This window comes from Pseudomonas sp. QD4, from assembly GCF_049199125.1.
Classification (GTDB): Bacteria; Pseudomonadota; Gammaproteobacteria; order Pseudomonadales; family Pseudomonadaceae; genus Aquipseudomonas.
The window spans coordinates 538,912-554,966 of sequence record NZ_JBLZOM010000001.1; the positions used below are offsets into that span (position 1 = coordinate 538,912).

A 16,055-nucleotide genomic window follows, 5' to 3' on the forward strand; every position below is an offset into this window, starting at 1 on the left:
CAACCTCTCAGGCACGCTAGCGTGCCGGGTGGTTGCTCCTGTCTGTCGGGGTGCCCTGCAATGAAAGACTTCACGCAACATCCAACCCATGGATCACCTGTCGACGACGATGTGGACGTCAGTGAAACCAACGAGTGGCTTGAAGCCCTGAAGGGCGTCGCCAGGGTAGGGGGCCGGCCGCGCGTCCGGTACTTGCTGCAGCGGTTGGCCGAGCAGGCCAATCGCCTGGGTGTCCCGGGCGCCGCGAATGCGTATTCGCTCTACCAGAACAGCATTGCGCTCGAACAGCAGCCGGTTTACCCCGGCAACCTGGTGATGGAGGAACGAATCACCTCGATCATCCGCTGGAATGCGCTGGCCATGGTCGCCCGGGCGAACAAGGCCTATGGCGAGCTAGGCGGTCACATCGCCAGTTACGCATCGGCCGCCGAGATATTCGAGGTAGGGTTCAATCACTTTTTTCGGGCTGACAGTGAAGAGGGGCGGGGCGATCTGGTTTACTTCCAGGCCCACTCTGCCCCCGGCGTCTATGCGCGGGCCTTTCTCGAAGGGCGCTTGCAGGAAGCGCAACTCGAGCGCTACCGGCAAGAAGTGCAGGGCGCAGGGCTGTGCTCCTATCCGCATCCGTGGCTGATGCCCGATTTCTGGCAATTTCCTACCGGTTCCATGGGGATAGGTCCGATCAATGCCATTTACCAGGCGCGGTTTCTGCGTTACCTGCAGCACCGTGGGTTGGCTTCGACAGCGGGGCGTCATGTCTGGGGAGTCTTTGGTGATGGTGAGATGGATGAGCCGGAGTCCATGGCCGCGTTGTCATTGGCCGCGCGGGAAAACCTGGACAATGTCACGTTTGTGATCAATTGCAATTTGCAACGCCTGGACGGCCCCGTGCGAGGCAATGGGCAGATCGTCCAGGAGCTGGAATCGTTGTTCAGCGGTGCCGGATGGAATGTGATCAAGGTGCTTTGGGGGTCGGATTGGGACCCACTGTTTGCCCGTGACGAGGGGCAGGCGCTGTTACGTCATTTCGCCGGAATGGTGGACGGCCAGTACCAGAATCTGGGGGCCAATGACGGCGCCTATAACCAAAGTCACTTCTTCGATCAGGACCCGCAATTGCAGGCACTGGTGGCCGACATGAGCCCGGATCAGATCGACGCGTTGCGCCGGGGCGGACATGATTTTCGCAAGTTGCATGCTGCATTCGACGCCGCCAGGCGACACCAGGGGCGACCGACGGTGGTGCTGGCCAAAACCAAGAAAGGCTATGGCATGGGTCGGATCGGCGAGTCGCGCAATACTGCCCATCAACAGAAAAAACTGGATGTCGAGGCGCTCAAGGCGTTTCGCGATCGTTTTGCCTTGCCGCTCGATGACCAGGCCGTGGAGGAAATGCGTTTTTACCGGCCAGCCGAAGACAGCCCCGAGTTGCGTTACCTGCATCGGCAGCGCCAAGCCTTGGGCGGTTATCTGCCCAAGCGTAGCAGCCAGGTTGCCTCGGTCGAAGTCCCGCCGCTCGACAGCTATGGGCGCTTTGCCCTGACCGCCGATGAGCGGGAGATATCCACGACAATGGCGGTTGTGCGCCTGTTCACCCAACTGATCAAGGACAAGCAGTTGGGGCCGCGCATCGTGCCCATTGTGGCGGATGAGGCGCGGACTTTTGGCATGGCCAACCTGTTCCGGCAGATCGGCATCTACTCGGCAGTGGGGCAGTTGTATGAGCCGGAAGACGCCGGTGCATTGCTCTACTACAAGGAAGCCGTCGATGGGCAGTTGCTGGAAGAGGGCATCACCGAGGCGGGCGCCATCTCTTCCTGGATCGCCGCTGCTACTTCGTACAGCGTCAATGGTGAGCCGATGCTGCCGTTCTATATCTACTACTCGATGTTCGGTTTTCAGCGCATTGGCGACCTGATATGGGCCGCCGCTGACCAGCGAGCCAGGGGATTCCTGATCGGTGCGACTGCGGGGCGTACCACCCTGGCGGGCGAAGGGTTGCAGCATCAGGATGGCTCCAGCCAACTGATGGCGGCCACGGTCCCCAACTGTCGCGCCTACGATCCGGCATTCGCCAGCGAGGCGGCTGTGATTATCGATCACGGCAGCCGGCGCATGCTGGAACAGCAGCAGGATGAGTTCTATTACCTGACAGTGACCAACGAAAACTACGTCCAGGCTTCACTGCAGCCCAGCGAACATGAAGACGTCATTCGCGGCATGCGCCTCTACGCTCTTTACGGCGACCAGGTGCCTTCGGTACGCCTGCTCGGTTCGGGGGCCATTCTGCGCGAGGTGATCGCTGCGGCACGGATGCTGGACGAAGAGTGGCAGTTCAGTGCGGAAGTCTGGAGCGTGACGAGTTTTTCCGAACTGGCCCGTGAAGCCCGCGAAACGCAGCGTCAACAGATATTCGGTGGTGACGTGCAACAACCCAGTCACTTGCAGCGCTGCCTGCCGGGCAGCACCCCGATCGTGGCGGCCAGCGATTACGTACGGGCCTATGTGCAGTTGCTGGCCCCCTATTTACAGGCGCCCTACATCACCCTCGGGACCGACGGTTTCGGGCGTAGTGACACACGTGCGGCATTGCGCAGTTTTTTTGAAGTGGATCGGTACCACATCGTACTGGCGGCGCTGGCCTTGGTTGATGCCGACGCCCATGCCCGTGCACGTGCGAAATATGGCATCGATGCGAAGGCTCAAGCCCCCTGGAATTGCTGAGGCGCGAGCATCCATCTGCTGCGCAAAGGCCCGGTTGTCGGTCCTAACGGCACCGGAAGTTGCAACGTGGCAGCCGATGAGGTTCAGGCCATAGGTTTGCCCATGGCTCATCTGTTAGTGTGTGCACGCTTTTTTCGATCCGCTCATAACCTGATGTCCGTCGGCTCTCACAAGGAATCTCGCGCATGGCTGCGTCCAATAAATGGCTGATGTCTTCGCTGGCTTATTACCTCGATTTTTTCACCGCGCCGTTGTTTGTCCTGCTGGCGCTGTACCTCGGGCCCTTTCATGTTGGCCAGGCGCTGGCCGGCCTGCTGGCCTGGTCGCTGGTCGAGTATTGGGTGCACCGCTCCCTGTTTCACTCGCTGTACCGCCGTGAACACTGGACGCACCATGTCGACGTCCTGGCTTACATCGGGGTGTCCAGCTGGAAAACCAGTTCGGTGTACGCGCTGCTCTTGCTGCTTGCGTGGTGGACGGACCTGACGTCAGTGTTTGCCGGGGTGGTGGTGGGTTACTTCTGCTACATCTCGTTGCATTACGTGATGCACCGTCCGGAGCATTGGGCCTACCGCTTTATTTCCGGGTTGGTGGCCAACCACGACCTGCATCATCGCAAGGGCATCGAGAAAAACTTCGGCGTGTCCTCGCCGCTCTGGGACCACGTGTTCCGCACCTATATACAGCTCGATGCGCTGCCATCCGACGGGGAGCGCACGCAGCCTTGAACGTCGTCCCCGTTGTGCCGGCCTATCAGGAATGATGGGCCGTCAGCAGTTGAACACTGGCGCGTAGCGTTCTTCGCGCTTCTTGAAGTGGATGGGCGCCATGGGGACTTTCTCGCCGTTGATGAAAAGGTCGGGGAAGGTGAGGGTGAAGTCGTCCATGTCGCCTTTGCCCAGGGGCGTTCCTTTCCACCCGCTGTGAAATTGTTCTCGCGGATCAAAGCCGGTTTTCAGCTGTTCGATACTGACTTGATAGCGCTGCCCGGTCGCCAGCGTCACCGTGACTTGCGGCGATGCAGCGCTGATCCACAGTGCTGGCGGGGTCTGTCTGTAGGCCGCTCTGCGTTGCTCCGGGGTGTTGAGGTTGCGCAGGTAGGGAGGCGTGTACAGGCGACCAAACAGGCGCAGTTCAGTGTCCGTCGAACGTTGGTTGCCTGGCCAGCTTGAGGTTCCTGGCGGCGCCACATAAACCAATAGGTGCACCCAATTGAGCTCTTCCGATAACGGGGCAAAGCTCATCGCTGCCTTGGGTCCGGGGCAGGTGCGTGACAGCAGCGCGTTTTCGCCCAGGGGCGATTCCGGATGTAAATAAGGCCCCGTGCTGCATCCGGCAAGCAGTGCAAGCAGCGGATACAGGATGTACTTCTTCATAAGGGCAACTCCATTTGCTGTAGGGCGACGTTGCTTTGGAACGTGCGGGATTATTGCACGTGTCGGCGACAGCGTTATCTCTATAAGTACGGCTCCAGGTGGGCTGGCCCCAAGCATTTTCGAGGGTTGAGGAACGCCTGCCAGGCCGCAATCAGTGATAGGTTTGAGCACTTTGGTCAGTGGCGCCGGGCTGAAGACCGATGAATCCCATTTCAGGAAAAGGGTGAGGCCGTTGAAATTAAAATTCAGCCACGTGGATGTTCTGGTCAAGGATCTTGAGGAAGCCTGCCGGTATTACGCTCGAGTCTTTAGCGCAAGGATTTCAAAGACGCTCGACTGGCAGCGTGGCGACCTGCACGTGCGTTTTGCGATTGTGATGTTTGGAACGGAGCGCCTTATGCTCGTGCAGCCGTTTACCGGCAATCTCAAGGTGCTGATGGACGCTAACGGCGAAGGCATGATCTACCGCCATTGTTATTCCACGCCGGACATTGAGGCAGCCTACGACGAGTTGGTCGAGGAGGGTGTCCAGCCGGAAGATGAAAACGGTAATCCGCTGTCTCGCGATAATCTGCAATCACCCAGTGGCACACGCATCATCTGGTTGCCGAAACGCTTTGGGCATTTTTCCATTGAGCTGCTTGAAGAAAAGGAACTGGAGGCTTTTATCAAGGACGCGTTTGCCGAGGAGGCATGAGGCCCAACCGCCTCCTCATGCCCGTCCAGGGGGCTCCAGGTGCCGTGTTATGCCATCGTGATCAGCATTATGGTCAGGTTCACCACGATGCCCAGGATCACCCAGCCCGCAGCGATCAGGACCTCGTAGGGCTTGCGTGACGGTGCGACACTGGCGAGCAGTGCTCCAACCAGCAGGCCAGGGAAGCTGAACAGGTAGAACAACCATGCCATGGACTCGGTGGCCCAGCTGTCGAAAAGGTACAAGTACAGCGCCATCGTCAGCGCGACGCCACCGAGCACAGCCCGTGACGCCTTGAACAGCATGGCCATGGCCAGCACTGCCGCCTGCGGTAACCAATAGCCTGCGAAATTGCTCCAGAAGTATGGACCTTGTGCGCTGATCCAGAGTGCAACGGCCAGGCCCAGCGCAACGCCGATGATGGCGATCGAGGGGCGAGAGGGTACTGGATTGGTGTTTTCTGCTGATCTCATTCCTTTGACCCAAGTGGCTATGTAGACCCTTAGCTGTGCAAAACACGGGCGACTGCCTGAGGCTACAGCGTGCTGCCAGCCTCGAGGGTTTATTGCCCGGCCCAGGTGGCTTGCCAGGCCATGTATTCCTCGACGGTGGCGGGCGAGTTCAGGCGGCTGAGAGTGGCCAGTTCGACGGCGGGATCCGGGTCGTCATCCGACACGGCGAACACCAGCAGAAAGTCCTCGCCGAACCCGGAGAAAACCCCTTGGTTGCGCAAGTTCTCCAGGGCCTGGACGCAGGTCTGGTACAGCTGGTCGCGGAAGGCACCAAAGCCGGGGTCGTCCTCGATATCCAGGGCGCGTTCCCGCAGTCGGGTGCAGATCTGGCCGATTTCCTGGTCGGCGCCCTGGCCTTCGAAACGCCACTCTGCCGGTGAGAATTTGTAGTAGGCCTGGTCATCGGGGTTTTCGGCCTGATGACGCTGCTGGTGACTCCGGGTATTGCTGGCTATACAGGCGGTCATGGCCCCGCAATCGCTGTAGAGGGCGAAGCTGCACAGTGTTTCTTCAGGGTGGGCTTTGGCGATCTGGAGCAGCGCCTGCCTCGAGGCGGACTCAAGGTCAGCCTGCAATTGGGCAAAATCAAACTCACTCATGGGCGCGGATCTCCTTATGGGCGGCCAATAAAAACGCCGCCCATGGTAATTCAAAGGTTGGTCAATGCTCGAACGAATGGCGCAATGTTTTGCTCATGGGGACGCAGTCCAAGGAGATACCGAGTGGCGACTCATAGGTCGCGATCTGCTCTCCCGCGTAGCCACAGTGTCGATAAAACGGCGCGGCGTTAAGCGTCGACTCCAGGCTTACCTGGTGCAGGTGCCGCTCCCGGGCAAGTTGCTCCAGGTGCGCGAGCATCTGCCGGCCTACACCCAGGCCCATGAACGTTGGCCTGATAAAAATGGCATCCACTTTGCCGCTCTGCAGATCGATCATCCCGGTGCCGACGATCTGCTGCTCAATGCTTGCCAACTGGTAGTGGCGCTCGACCATGGCGGCATAGGCGGGGGACGGGCTGTCGCTGGTCCAGATCCGGATCTGCTCGGGGCTATACACCCTTGAGCAGCCGGCTCTTATGGCCTCAACCCGGATGTCCCAGCAGGCCTGGGCATCCGCTTCCCTGGCGGGTCTGAATGTGAGCATGGCGTTTCTCCTTGACAGCCAGCAGGACCCGGAAACCAAAAGGCCCCGTCCATCGCTGGCGGGGCCTTTTGGTCATACGTCAACACCGCTGCGTATGCCCTCACGACCCGCCGAAGGCGGTCATGTACGGGCGCATCATGGCGGTGTGGCGAATGTTGTTCATCGGCGGATCCTGGCGATGTGCTGCCGAGAAGTCAATGTCGGCGCGAGGCGGTGCCCCTCATCGCGCTGTGCGTAATCAGCAGACTTGGCCGCCGCTTTCTGCAATATCGGCCTGGGTGTTCCAGGCACTCAACGCGGCGATTCGCAGGCCTTCGACCAGTGTTTCCAGAGCCAGTGAAGGTTGCCCGGGTGCACTGCGCGCAACCTGTTCGGGCAGGTAGGGCACGTGGATAAACCCGCTGCGGACCCCTGAACCGACCAGGGCGTGCTGCAGGCTGTAGAACACCCTGTTGCAGACGAAGGTGCCGGCGGTCTGCGACACCGCCGCAGGAATCCCGGCCTCGCGCAGCGCCTTGACCATGGCCTTGATCGGCAGCGTGCTGAAGTACGCCGCCGGGCCACCAGCCTCTACCGGGGTGTCTATCGGCTGATAGGCCAGGTTATCCGGGATACGCGCATCGTTGAGGTTGATCGCCACGCGCTCGATGGACAGTTCGCTGCGACCCGAGGCCAGCCCGGTGGCGATGACCATCTGCGGGCTGTGCTCGGCGAGCAGTTCATTCAAGCGCGTACCCGAGGTGACAAATGCACAGGGCAACTGGCGGGCGATGATTCGTACGCCATCACACAGGTCGGTGCCGTCCAGGCGGCGCACGGCCTCCCAGGATGGGTTGATGGTGTCTTGGTCGAAGGGTTCGAAACCCGTCAGCAGCACAGTACGCATCATTGCCTCACATCAGCAGGTAAAGAAGAACGATATTGACCAGCAGCATCATCAGCGCGGTCGGCAGTTGGGCCTTGATAACGGCGTTCTTGTCGGGCAGTTCGAGCAGGGCAGCCGGCACGATATTGAAGTTGGCCGCCATCGGCGTCATCAGCGTGCCGCAGTAGCCGGAGAACATGCCGATCGCCGCCATCACTGCGGGGTTGGCGCCGTACACGCCCACCAGTACCGGCACGCCGACACCGCCGGTCATGACCGGAAACGCAGCAAAACCGTTGCCCATGATCACCGTGAACAGCGCCATGCCCAGCACGTAGACCATCACCGCAACCAGGCGGAAGTCCAGGTTGATATAGGTGGTGGCCACGTGAGCCACGGCATTGCCGACACCCGCGTCATTGAACAGCAGCCCGAGCATCGCCAGCATCTGCGGCAGGACCATGGTCCAGCCCAGCGCTTCGGTGAGACGCCGCGATTCGCGCAAGGCTTGCAACGGCGTGTCCCGGGTCAGCCAGCAGGCCAGCGCCAGGGCGATCAGGCAGCCCAGGCCCAGGGAGACAAAGGTGGTGTTTTTCGGGTCAAGCAGCGGTACGCCGCCAATCTCGTAGTGCTTGAGCAGTACCGAGCCGATTACCGTGGTCAGCGGGATCGCCAGCGCGGGAATGAACAGCTTGTGCCCCAGGCGTCCGGCACTGGCTCGCGCCGCCTTGACATGCAACTCGGCGTGAGCGCCGCGGCCCACGCCACCCAGGCCGGCGATCAGCGCCATCAGCACCACGCCGGCGCCTACCACGACCGTGGGCAGGCGCTCGCCAATCAGGAAGACCATGGCGAACAACAGCCAGAACAGGCCGCTGGACCAACGCTTGGGATGGCTGCGGTCAACCAGGATCATGCCCGCGGTAATCAGCAGCAGCACCCCGGCCAACCAGTACAGGTACTCGATGGAGATGATCATGCTGCGGTCTCCACTGGGGAGGCATGGCGGTCGGTGGCCGACAGTTTGCGGCTCAGCATGCGGTCGAATCGGTGCAGGCGTATCGCGTGAATGATGAAGGCGCAAATCGCGGTGGGAATGCCCCAGAAGGCGATATGCAGCGGCTCGACATCAATCCCCGAACCCAGCAGGAAGGTGTGCATCAGTGCGATCGCGCCGAAGGCAACAAAGATGTCCTCGCCAAAAAACAGCCCCACGTTATCGGTGGCAGCGCACATGGCCAGGACCTTGTGACGCAGCACTTGCGGCAGCGGGCCATAGCGTTTTTCCGCGGCGCCTTCCGCCATGGGGGCCAGTAACGGGCGCACCATTTGCGGGTGACCGCCAAGGCTGGTCAGGCCCATGGCGGCCGTGCTTTCACGAACAAACAGGTAAATGATCAGCAGGCGCCCGACGGTGGCCCGTTCGAAGCGTGCAATCCAGTTCTGCGCGTGCAGGCGCAAGCCATGGCGTTCAAGCAGGCCGATGACGGCCAGGGGCAATAACAGGATCAGTTGCAGGGCACGGGTTTCCATGAAGCCGTCGCCCATGGCGGCGAGGATTTTCTCCAGGGAAAAGTCAGCGGCAACGCCCGTGGCAATCGCGGCGGCGGTCACCACCAGCAGCGGATTGAAGCGCAGGACAAAGCCGACCACGATGACGAGCACGCCTATCAGCGGCCATAAGTTCACAACAGTTTGCATGGAGTGGAGGTCCTTAGCAGCGTGCCGCGGCGCCAGAAAAGCCGGAAGTGAAGAAGACCAGCAGTCTGGTTCGCTTCCTGAGTTTGGCGGGCAGCCCGACTCGGTTTTTTATTATTTGACCTGGAAGGTCGAGCGTCAGTGGCCCGCATCATTGCGGCTCGGGGGGGAGGCGTCCAACAAATAAACTTGTTGCTGCACAACAAGAAAGTTTATGAGCGTGTGACGCCCGCAGAGGCGAGCTAAGGCGCGGAGTGGCACGCAAGAAGAGGGCTAAACAAGCGCAGTTTCAGGTTTATTTGAAGCTCAGGGTCAGCGCTGAAACAACGCTAACAGCCTGTTGGCACTGTCAGCGTTGAACGCGCACCGAGTATTCGGCGTCGGAGGCTGTCACTCGACGCGGCATACCCAGCGATGGTTGTGACGATAGGGTGCGCGGATAAAGTTCACATCGCAAACCAACACCAGGCCCTGGTGTTGAAGCGCTTCGGCGAGTTGGACAAGTGTCTCTGCTTCGATGGTCATGGCTATTACCTCGTCAGATTGACTGTGCTTACTCTTCTTGACCTGGCCCCGTCTCACGAAATTCAAATTTTTTGCCCGCAAAGCGCCTGACACGTCTTTTTGCGACACCTCCCCGGGTGGGCATTTTGGACGCAGGAAGGAAAGATTCGGCAAATATCGGGCTGTTGGTGCGCGCACTTTTTTGGGGCGTTTTATACGGAGGGCCCCTGCATTTGCTGCGTTGGACAGAAGGCTGTTATTGCCATTGGTTTTATCGAACTTCAGCCACCGTTTCAGCCCCTTAAAAGTGCGCCAAAACAGGGCGATAATTAATCCCTGTAAACCGTACACCTTTAAAAACATGTGGTTATTTAAGGACTTAGGTGATTTTAATTCCGACGAAAGGCGTCAAATATCTTGTTACATCTGCTGCCGATAAGATAAGATTGCGTCGCGTTCACCTACCACGGTTTATGCATTTTTAATCCCAAGTTTCCATCAGCTACTTGGGATTTTTTTTGCCTGAAATTTAGTCGCAGCCACTGTTTCACCTTCACAATTGCGCACATTATTGGTTGTCTGAGTGAACAGGTTTTATCGGCCCGCACTGCAAACTTCCCCTTCCGGCGCATGCCCTTCGACATGAACTTAACCCTGCCTCGAACGTCCGATAGGGACGATCAATTTTCCAGGGTTCAGCCCATGCTTTCTCAACGTTTCAGGTTCGCTGCTTTGCTGGTGTTTCTGGCCTCGCCATTGTTGAGCCACGCAGCAACGGACGACCTCGATCAGGCCGACGACTCTCAAGAGCAGGGCGCTCAAAGTACGGTTGCTCGCTACCAGTGCGAAGGCGGAATGCGCATCGAGGCGGCTTATCTGAATCTGCCCAATGGCGACTCGTTCGCCACGCTTCAGTACAAAGGGCATCTGATTCCCATGCACATCAGCCAGTCCGGCTCCGGTGCGTTGTATGTGGCCGACGACGAACAGAACAGTTATCGCTGGCACACCAAGGGCGACCGCGGCATGTTGTCGTTTATGGCTGCCGACCACACTGCCGAGGAAGAATCCATCTTGAAGGACTGCAAGGAGCTGCCTGGTCTGGAATGAGGCGGGTCGAGGCTTACGTCAGTCCGGACCTCGGTCTTTTGAACAGGCAAAAAAAAGCCCGCGGGAGAGCGGGCGAACGTAGTTTCTTGAATGAGCAGGCGGACTATAACCAGCGATGGCACCGGGCACAGTGAAAGAAAATTCATCTTTGCCTGATCCACGGCAAGGATGTGAGTCATTTCCTGGTCAAGGTGGCCTGCGGGGCCGGGGTATCCGCCGACAGATGTTCTACCCTGAACAAGGCTGGATCTGACCCTTTGCAGGAGAGCTGGGCATGACTAACGAGCATAAAAACCACCCTCAACAGCCGCAGGACCAGGACCTGGATCGGGACCTTGTCGAGCACGATGAGCCGCCGCCACAGACCTGGAAGCACCCGGACGACGGCAAGAGTCTTTCGGAGCGCGATGAAGAGCGGCCCCTGAAGCCTTGAGACGTGCCCCGCCTAAGAGCGGGGCTTTTTTATTGCCCACTTTGCAGCGATGCCTCCGGGTGTCGATAGCTTTTTACGTGCGCTGCCGTATTCACGCTGGCGCGCAGGTTGGACCAGGGAGAACAGCATGATCTTGACCACCACCCACAGCATTGAAGGCCGGACGATTGCCGCCTACCTGGATATCGTCAGCGCCGAGTCGGTCCAGGGCATCAACGTCGTGCGCGATTTATCTGCCGGCCTGCGCGACTTCTTCGGCGGTCGTTCACAGACCCTGGAGCGTGCCCTGAAAGAGGCACGGGCCCAGGCCACCGAGGAAATCCGCCAGCGCGCCGAGGTGCTTCAGGCGGACGCGGTGGTTGGCCTTGATTACGAAATCAGCATGTCGTCAGGTCGTGGTCGGATGGTGGTGGTGTTTGTCACCGGCACCGCGGTCAAACTCAGATAGACGCCGCAGGTTCAGGGGTGAATCGGGGTACACAATTCCACCAGGGTCCCGTCCGGGCAGCGCAGGTAAGACACCGTCTGCCCCCAGGGCTTGGCGCTGGGAGCCGAGAGTTCGCTGGCGCCCTGGGCCAGGGCCTTGGCATGAGCCGCAGGAACATCGTCGGTGACCAGGCCCAGTTCGATACCCAGGGGCTGCGGCGAGGAGTGTGCGGCGACGTGACCGCTGGTGAAATTCATGGCCGCCAGTTCATGGGCGGCGAAGGCCAGGGTGGTGGCGCCGCTCTCCAGCTCGCCATAGGTGCCGGACTCATGCAGGAACCGGCGGCTGAAGCCGAAAGCCTGTTCAAAGAATGTCAACGAGGCAGCAACGTCGGGGACGTAGACGATGGTGTAACCGAATTTCATGGTTTAACGATCCTTGTTGGTGATGGGCGGCGGAACATTATCATGTGGCCCGCCGTCGCACGGTATTTTGCTGTAAGGCCGTATGACTGAAACCTGGGCTGCAACCTTACGGCCGGGCAACGGATTCATGGCGTGACCTGGGTAAAGACCCAGCCCTGGATGGTCCATTGCAGTTGATGGCTGGGCGCCAGGGCCGCCAGAAAATCCTCATCGTGGGACGCCACCACCATCGCCCCGGGAAAGCCCCGCAGCGCCGCTTCGAAGGCCTGTATCGATTCCAGATCCAGGTGGTTGGTGGGCTCGTCCAGCAGTAGGAGCCTGGCGGGAGTTGCGCTCCACAAGGCGACCGCCAGCGCCGCTTTCAAGCGTTCGCCGCCACTCAATTGGCCGCAAGGCTGGGTCACCCGCCGGGCATCGAGTTGCAGCTGTGCCAGGCGACTGCGCAGTTCGCCTTCGTTCAATGGCGTATCGAGCACACCTAGGTGCTGGATAATCGACCGCTCGGGGTCGAGCAGGGCCAGTTGCTGGTCGAGATAGGCCCCCTGGACCCCGACCCGGCACTCACCACTCAAGGGCTGAAGGTTGCCGGCGAGCATATTCAGCAGGGTCGATTTGCCGCAGCCATTGGGCCCGCGAAGGGCAATCCGCAACGGCCCGCTGGCGCTGCAGGTCACGTAGCTCGAAGGTGCATTGGCGGGCAGCCAGGGCAGTTGTGCGGCAGTCAGGCAGAACAGTTGCTGGCCGCCAGGCACTGCGGTTCCGGGCAGTGTGACTACAGTCGGCGTGTCTGGCAGCACCCGGGCGTAGGCCTGGCTGACCTGCTGGTCGAGCTCGGTTTTTTGCGCCTGATGAGCATGGCGCACATGGCCCATGATGTCCTGCGCCGCACCTTTCATCTTGGCCCGCTCGAAGCGGGAAACATTAGCGGTATCGGCATTTTTGCGGGCGCCGGCGGCGTGGCGCAGGATGGTGTCGTGTTCGCGCTGCAGGCGTTTGCGCTGCCGGCTGCGTTCGGTTCGTGCCTGTTCGAGGGCGGCCTGGGCTGCGTCACTCTCGGCCAGCCGCTGTTGCTGGAACACGGCATAGTTGCCGCCATAGAGCCGGGCACCCTGGGGCGTCAGCTCGACGATGCGCTGCATGTGGGCCAGCAGGTGGCGGTCGTGGCTGATCACGATCAGGCCGCCACGCCACTGTTGCAGTTGTGCCAGCAGCCAGCGCCGGCCCTGGGCATCGAGGTGGTTGGTCGGCTCGTCCAGCACCAGCAGATCGGCCCCGCTCAGCAGGGCGCCGATCATGGCGACGCGGGCCAACTGGCCACCGCTGAGGTGGGCCGCCGCCGTGCCTGGCCCGATATCAACGAGGTCGGCAGCGTCCAGCTGGCGCCGCAGGCGTTCGGCCAGATCCCAGCGTTCATCCAGTTGCTCCAGGTCCTCAAGCGAGGCGTTGCCAGCGCCCAATCGCTCGAGGGCGTCCAGAGCCTCAGCCAGACCTGCGACCTGGGCGACGCTGTGGCAGGGCGCGATGTCCTGTTGCTGGGCGAGGTATTTCACCCGGGCGCTGCGATGGATGCTGCCGCTGGCAGGGGCGAGTTCGCCGGCGATCAAGCGTGCAAGCACGGATTTGCCCACGCCGTTGCGCCCGACCAGGCCGGTAGGCAGGTGGTCGAAACTGAGGTCGAGGGCTTCGAACAGGGTTTGGCCATTGGCCAATTGAAAACTCAGCTGGTGCAAAGAGACCAGCGCAGGCAGCCGTGTGACGTGAGTCATCAGCACCTCCATAAAATGTCGAAAAAAGCCAACAAGCGCCGGAGGGCTTGTTGCGAATACATTTTGGAAGGCTTAGTTGTTCACGTCGGCAATCGTCCTGGAGCGGGGGAAGGCGCACAGCCTAACGCGCAGCCCGGGCCTTTGACAACCCGGGTTTGCTTCAACTGGCGGCGACTTGATCCACCAGGCTTTCCAGAAACATCGCCAGGCCCACCTCTTCTGCCTTGAGCCCCTTGCGAGTCCTGGGCTTTGGCAGCTTGGCCAGTTCGCCGAGCAGGAAGCTGTCGAGCACGGCGGGGTGGATGTAGCACTTGCGGCACACGGCCGGGGTGTTGCCCAGTTGGCGGGAGACGTCCTTGACCATCTCGACGATGTGTTTTTTGGCCTCGGTTTCCGACTCCCATTGCAGTTCGCGCAGTACCGCCAACGCCAGGGTGCTGCCGGCCCAGGTGCGGTAATCCTTGGCGGTGAAATCGGCGCCGGTCAGGGTTTGCAGGTAAGCGTTGACGTCCGAGGAGCTGACACTGTGGCGCTCACCGTTTTCGTCCAGGTACTGGAACAGGTTTTGCCCCGGCAGCTCCAGGCAGCGCTTGATGATGCGGGCCAGGCGCTGATCCTTGATGGTGATCTGATGCTCGATGCCGCTCTTGCCGCGAAACTGGAACAGGATCGCGCTGCCTTTGACTTCAACGTGCCGGCTACGCAGGGTGGTCAGGCCGTAGGAACGGTTGTCGCGGGCATATTGGCTGTTGCCGACACGAATCAGCGTGGCGTCGAGCAAGGTGATGACGGTGGCCATGACCTTGTCCCGGCTGAACCCGGGCGCCGCCAGCAGCGCCTCCAGTTGCCGGCGCAGTTTTGGCAGGGCGCCACCGAACTCCAGCATGCGCGAGTATTTGTCGGCATCGCGCACTTCGCGCCAGCGCGCGTGGTAGCGGTACTGCTTGCGGCCCCGGGCATCACGGCCGGTGGCTTGCAGGTGGCCGCGCGGATCGGCACAGATCCACACATCGCTGTAGGCCGGCGGCACAGCCAGGGCGTTGATGCGCTTGATCTCGTCCGGGTCCTTGATACGTTGGCCATCGGCGTCGAAGTAGCAGAATTTGCTGCGCAGTTTTTTGCGCCGGATACCGGGCTGGCTGTCATCGACGTAATGCAGGTCGGGTGGCAGGTCGACGGGCAGTGTAGTGTCGGGCATGGCAGTAATCCTTGGCAAAACGAGCGGGCCTGTATCGGATTGACCACGGCGCCTGGCAGTCGTGCCAAGGATTTTCGAGTGCCTCAGGCGAGGACCGCGACCGCCTTGATTTGTGCCCACAGCTGCTGGCCGGGGTGCAGTGCCAGGAGGTCGCGAGAGAAGCGGGTGATCCGTGCCAGCAGCGGTGTGCCGGCGGCATCGAGGCGCACCAGTACGTGAGCGCTGTTGTCGGCGGCAGTTTCCTGGCTGACCGTGACCGGCAGGCGATTGAGGATGCTGCTGTGTTCGCCGGCTTGCAGGCTGAGACTGACGTCCCGTGCCTGCACCTTGAAGCGCAGGCTCTTGCCGATGGCCAGGGGCGCATGGGCCACGCGTATCGTCAGTTGGCTGCCGGGCAGTTGCAGGGTCACCAGTTGGTAGTTGGCGTCGTAGTGGCTGACCCGGCCCTCGATCACCACGCCGGCGTCGTCGCCCAGGGCCAGGGGCAAATCGAGCCGGGCCAGGGTGTCGCCGATGGGGCCGCTGGCCATTGCCTTGCCCTCGCTGAGCAGCACGATATGGTCGGCCAGCCGCGCGACTTCATCCTGGGAGTGGCTGACGTATAGCACCGGAATATCCAACTCGTCATGCAGGCGTTCGAGGTAGGGCAGAATCTCGCTTTTGCGCTTGGCATCCAGCGCCGCGAGGGGCTCGTCCATCAATAACAGCCTGGGGCTGGTCAGCAGAGCGCGGGCGATGCCGATGCGCTGGCGTTCGCCGCCCGACAGGTTATGTGGATGGCGTTCGAGCAGGTGGCCGATGCCCAGCAGGTCGGTGGCGTGAGCCATGTCGACTTTGCGTTGGGCGCGGGGGATGCGCCGCAGCCCGAATTCGAGGTTGGCTTGCACCGACAGGTGGGGAAACAGGCTGGCTTCCTGGAACACATAACCCAGGGAGCGCTTATGGGGTGGGACGAAGATCTTCCTGCGGCTGTCCTGCCACACCTCGTCGTTGATCTGTACCAGGCCTTGCCCGGCTTTTTCCAACCCGGCGATGCAGCGCAGGCACGTGGTCTTGCCCGAGCCGGAGTGGCCGTACAGGGCCGTGACACCGCGCCCCGGAAGCTGCAGGTCGAGGTCCAGGGCAAAGTCTTGATAATCCAGGGTGAGGCTGACGCGAATCTCGGAACTCATGGGGT

General features: G+C 60.9%; 18 protein-coding genes. 6 read left to right on the top strand and 12 right to left on the bottom strand.

Going from position 1 to position 16,055, the window contains the following annotated elements:
• Window positions 1-60: 60 nt before the first annotated feature.
• Both mdeB and ACOZJV_RS02410 read left to right on the top strand, forming a co-directional pair.
• Window positions 61-2,724, top strand: coding sequence for an alpha-ketoglutarate dehydrogenase (gene mdeB / locus ACOZJV_RS02405; RefSeq protein ID WP_421546726.1), 2,664 nt, complete (start codon window positions 61-63; stop codon window positions 2,722-2,724).
• Window positions 2,725-2,909: 185 nt separating this feature from the next.
• A complete protein-coding gene (locus ACOZJV_RS02410; RefSeq protein ID WP_421546727.1) occupies window positions 2,910-3,452 on the top strand; it encodes a sterol desaturase family protein in 543 nt (180 codons plus the stop codon).
• Window positions 3,453-3,494: 42 nt separating this feature from the next.
• Here the strand turns inward: ACOZJV_RS02410 and ACOZJV_RS02415 are convergent, their stop codons facing one another.
• On the bottom strand, window positions 3,495-4,100 hold the full coding sequence (locus ACOZJV_RS02415) for a hypothetical protein (RefSeq protein ID WP_078473031.1): 606 nt from the start codon (window positions 4,098-4,100) through the stop codon (window positions 3,495-3,497).
• A gap of 232 nt (window positions 4,101-4,332) precedes the next feature.
• On the opposite strand from ACOZJV_RS02415, the gene ACOZJV_RS02420 reads away from it, so the two are divergent.
• On the top strand, window positions 4,333-4,797 hold the full coding sequence (locus ACOZJV_RS02420; RefSeq protein ID WP_078473105.1) for a VOC family protein: 465 nt from the start codon (window positions 4,333-4,335) through the stop codon (window positions 4,795-4,797).
• A gap of 47 nt (window positions 4,798-4,844) precedes the next feature.
• On the opposite strand, the gene ACOZJV_RS02425 is transcribed toward ACOZJV_RS02420, so the two are convergent.
• From ACOZJV_RS02425 to ACOZJV_RS02455, 7 genes are all read right to left on the bottom strand, one after another.
• On the bottom strand, window positions 4,845-5,270 hold the full coding sequence (locus ACOZJV_RS02425; protein WP_421546728.1) for a hypothetical protein: 426 nt from the start codon (window positions 5,268-5,270) through the stop codon (window positions 4,845-4,847).
• 89 nt (window positions 5,271-5,359) lie between these two features.
• Window positions 5,360-5,908, bottom strand: coding sequence for a DUF4303 domain-containing protein (locus ACOZJV_RS02430; RefSeq protein WP_421546729.1), 549 nt, complete (start codon window positions 5,906-5,908; stop codon window positions 5,360-5,362).
• A 61-nt stretch (window positions 5,909-5,969) separates the two neighbouring features.
• On the bottom strand, window positions 5,970-6,452 hold the full coding sequence (locus ACOZJV_RS02435) for a GNAT family N-acetyltransferase (protein WP_078473028.1): 483 nt from the start codon (window positions 6,450-6,452) through the stop codon (window positions 5,970-5,972).
• 238 nt (window positions 6,453-6,690) lie between these two features.
• Complete coding sequence (gene pcp / locus ACOZJV_RS02440) at window positions 6,691-7,338, bottom strand: pyroglutamyl-peptidase I (RefSeq protein ID WP_201131033.1); 648 nt, start codon at window positions 7,336-7,338, stop codon at window positions 6,691-6,693.
• A gap of 7 nt (window positions 7,339-7,345) precedes the next feature.
• Window positions 7,346-8,296 carry a DUF979 domain-containing protein gene (locus ACOZJV_RS02445; protein WP_078473027.1) on the bottom strand — a complete coding sequence of 317 codons (951 nt, stop codon included), beginning with the start codon at window positions 8,294-8,296 and terminating at the stop codon, window positions 7,346-7,348.
• The gene (locus ACOZJV_RS02450; RefSeq protein ID WP_201131032.1) at window positions 8,293-9,018 is read right to left on the bottom strand and encodes a DUF969 domain-containing protein; all 726 of its coding nucleotides are present in this window, start codon (window positions 9,016-9,018) and stop codon (window positions 8,293-8,295) included. The genes ACOZJV_RS02445 and ACOZJV_RS02450 overlap by 4 nt, the downstream gene beginning before the upstream one ends.
• Window positions 9,019-9,405: 387 nt before the next feature.
• Window positions 9,406-9,882 (bottom strand): hypothetical protein, encoded by a 477-nt coding sequence (locus ACOZJV_RS02455; RefSeq protein ID WP_421546730.1) that lies wholly within the window; start codon window positions 9,880-9,882, stop codon window positions 9,406-9,408.
• A gap of 339 nt (window positions 9,883-10,221) precedes the next feature.
• Between ACOZJV_RS02455 and ACOZJV_RS02460 the strand changes: the two genes are divergently transcribed.
• The 3 genes from ACOZJV_RS02460 (at window position 10,222) to ACOZJV_RS02470 (ending at window position 11,510) form a co-directional block, all read left to right on the top strand.
• Window positions 10,222-10,629, top strand: a complete 408-nt coding sequence (locus ACOZJV_RS02460) for an MliC family protein (RefSeq protein ID WP_242487524.1) — start codon at window positions 10,222-10,224, stop codon at window positions 10,627-10,629.
• A gap of 274 nt (window positions 10,630-10,903) precedes the next feature.
• A complete protein-coding gene (locus ACOZJV_RS02465) occupies window positions 10,904-11,062 on the top strand; it encodes a hypothetical protein (RefSeq protein WP_178102991.1) in 159 nt (52 codons plus the stop codon).
• Between the two features lie 127 nt (window positions 11,063-11,189).
• Window positions 11,190-11,510 carry a YbjQ family protein gene (locus ACOZJV_RS02470; RefSeq protein ID WP_078473024.1) on the top strand — a complete coding sequence of 107 codons (321 nt, stop codon included), beginning with the start codon at window positions 11,190-11,192 and terminating at the stop codon, window positions 11,508-11,510.
• A gap of 11 nt (window positions 11,511-11,521) precedes the next feature.
• On the opposite strand, the gene ACOZJV_RS02475 is transcribed toward ACOZJV_RS02470, so the two are convergent.
• The 4 genes from ACOZJV_RS02475 to modC form a co-directional block, all read right to left on the bottom strand.
• Window positions 11,522-11,914 (bottom strand): VOC family protein, encoded by a 393-nt coding sequence (locus ACOZJV_RS02475; protein WP_421546731.1) that lies wholly within the window; start codon window positions 11,912-11,914, stop codon window positions 11,522-11,524.
• Between the two features lie 125 nt (window positions 11,915-12,039).
• Window positions 12,040-13,680, bottom strand: coding sequence for an ABC-F family ATP-binding cassette domain-containing protein (locus ACOZJV_RS02480; RefSeq protein WP_421546732.1), 1,641 nt, complete (start codon window positions 13,678-13,680; stop codon window positions 12,040-12,042).
• Between the two features lie 160 nt (window positions 13,681-13,840).
• Entirely contained in the window at window positions 13,841-14,878 is a 1,038-nt protein-coding gene (locus ACOZJV_RS02485; RefSeq protein ID WP_421546733.1) for a DNA topoisomerase IB, read from the bottom strand.
• A gap of 83 nt (window positions 14,879-14,961) precedes the next feature.
• A complete protein-coding gene (gene modC, locus ACOZJV_RS02490; protein ID WP_078473021.1) occupies window positions 14,962-16,050 on the bottom strand; it encodes a molybdenum ABC transporter ATP-binding protein in 1,089 nt (362 codons plus the stop codon).
• Between the last annotated feature and the right edge of the window lie 5 nt (window positions 16,051-16,055).

Coding starts and splice junctions, on each gene's coding strand:
- mdeB (WP_421546726.1), top strand. CDS start 61: ATGAAAGACTTCACGCAACATCCAACCCATGGATCACCTGTCGACGAC.
- ACOZJV_RS02410 (WP_421546727.1), top strand. CDS start 2,910: ATGGCTGCGTCCAATAAATGGCTGATGTCTTCGCTGGCTTATTACCTC.
- ACOZJV_RS02415 (WP_078473031.1), bottom strand. CDS start 4,100: ATGAAGAAGTACATCCTGTATCCGCTGCTTGCACTGCTTGCCGGATGC.
- ACOZJV_RS02425 (WP_421546728.1), bottom strand. CDS start 5,270: ATGAGATCAGCAGAAAACACCAATCCAGTACCCTCTCGCCCCTCGATC.
- ACOZJV_RS02430 (WP_421546729.1), bottom strand. CDS start 5,908: ATGAGTGAGTTTGATTTTGCCCAATTGCAGGCTGACCTTGAGTCCGCC.
- ACOZJV_RS02435 (WP_078473028.1), bottom strand. CDS start 6,452: ATGCTCACATTCAGACCCGCCAGGGAAGCGGATGCCCAGGCCTGCTGG.
- pcp (WP_201131033.1), bottom strand. CDS start 7,338: ATGCGTACTGTGCTGCTGACGGGTTTCGAACCCTTCGACCAAGACACC.
- ACOZJV_RS02445 (WP_078473027.1), bottom strand. CDS start 8,296: ATGATCATCTCCATCGAGTACCTGTACTGGTTGGCCGGGGTGCTGCTG.
- ACOZJV_RS02450 (WP_201131032.1), bottom strand. CDS start 9,018: ATGCAAACTGTTGTGAACTTATGGCCGCTGATAGGCGTGCTCGTCATC.
- ACOZJV_RS02455 (WP_421546730.1), bottom strand. CDS start 9,882: ATGTTTTTAAAGGTGTACGGTTTACAGGGATTAATTATCGCCCTGTTT.
- ACOZJV_RS02460 (WP_242487524.1), top strand. CDS start 10,222: ATGCTTTCTCAACGTTTCAGGTTCGCTGCTTTGCTGGTGTTTCTGGCC.
- ACOZJV_RS02465 (WP_178102991.1), top strand. CDS start 10,904: ATGACTAACGAGCATAAAAACCACCCTCAACAGCCGCAGGACCAGGAC.
- ACOZJV_RS02470 (WP_078473024.1), top strand. CDS start 11,190: ATGATCTTGACCACCACCCACAGCATTGAAGGCCGGACGATTGCCGCC.
- ACOZJV_RS02475 (WP_421546731.1), bottom strand. CDS start 11,914: ATGAAATTCGGTTACACCATCGTCTACGTCCCCGACGTTGCTGCCTCG.
- ACOZJV_RS02480 (WP_421546732.1), bottom strand. CDS start 13,680: ATGACTCACGTCACACGGCTGCCTGCGCTGGTCTCTTTGCACCAGCTG.
- ACOZJV_RS02485 (WP_421546733.1), bottom strand. CDS start 14,878: ATGCCCGACACTACACTGCCCGTCGACCTGCCACCCGACCTGCATTAC.
- modC (WP_078473021.1), bottom strand. CDS start 16,050: ATGAGTTCCGAGATTCGCGTCAGCCTCACCCTGGATTATCAAGACTTT.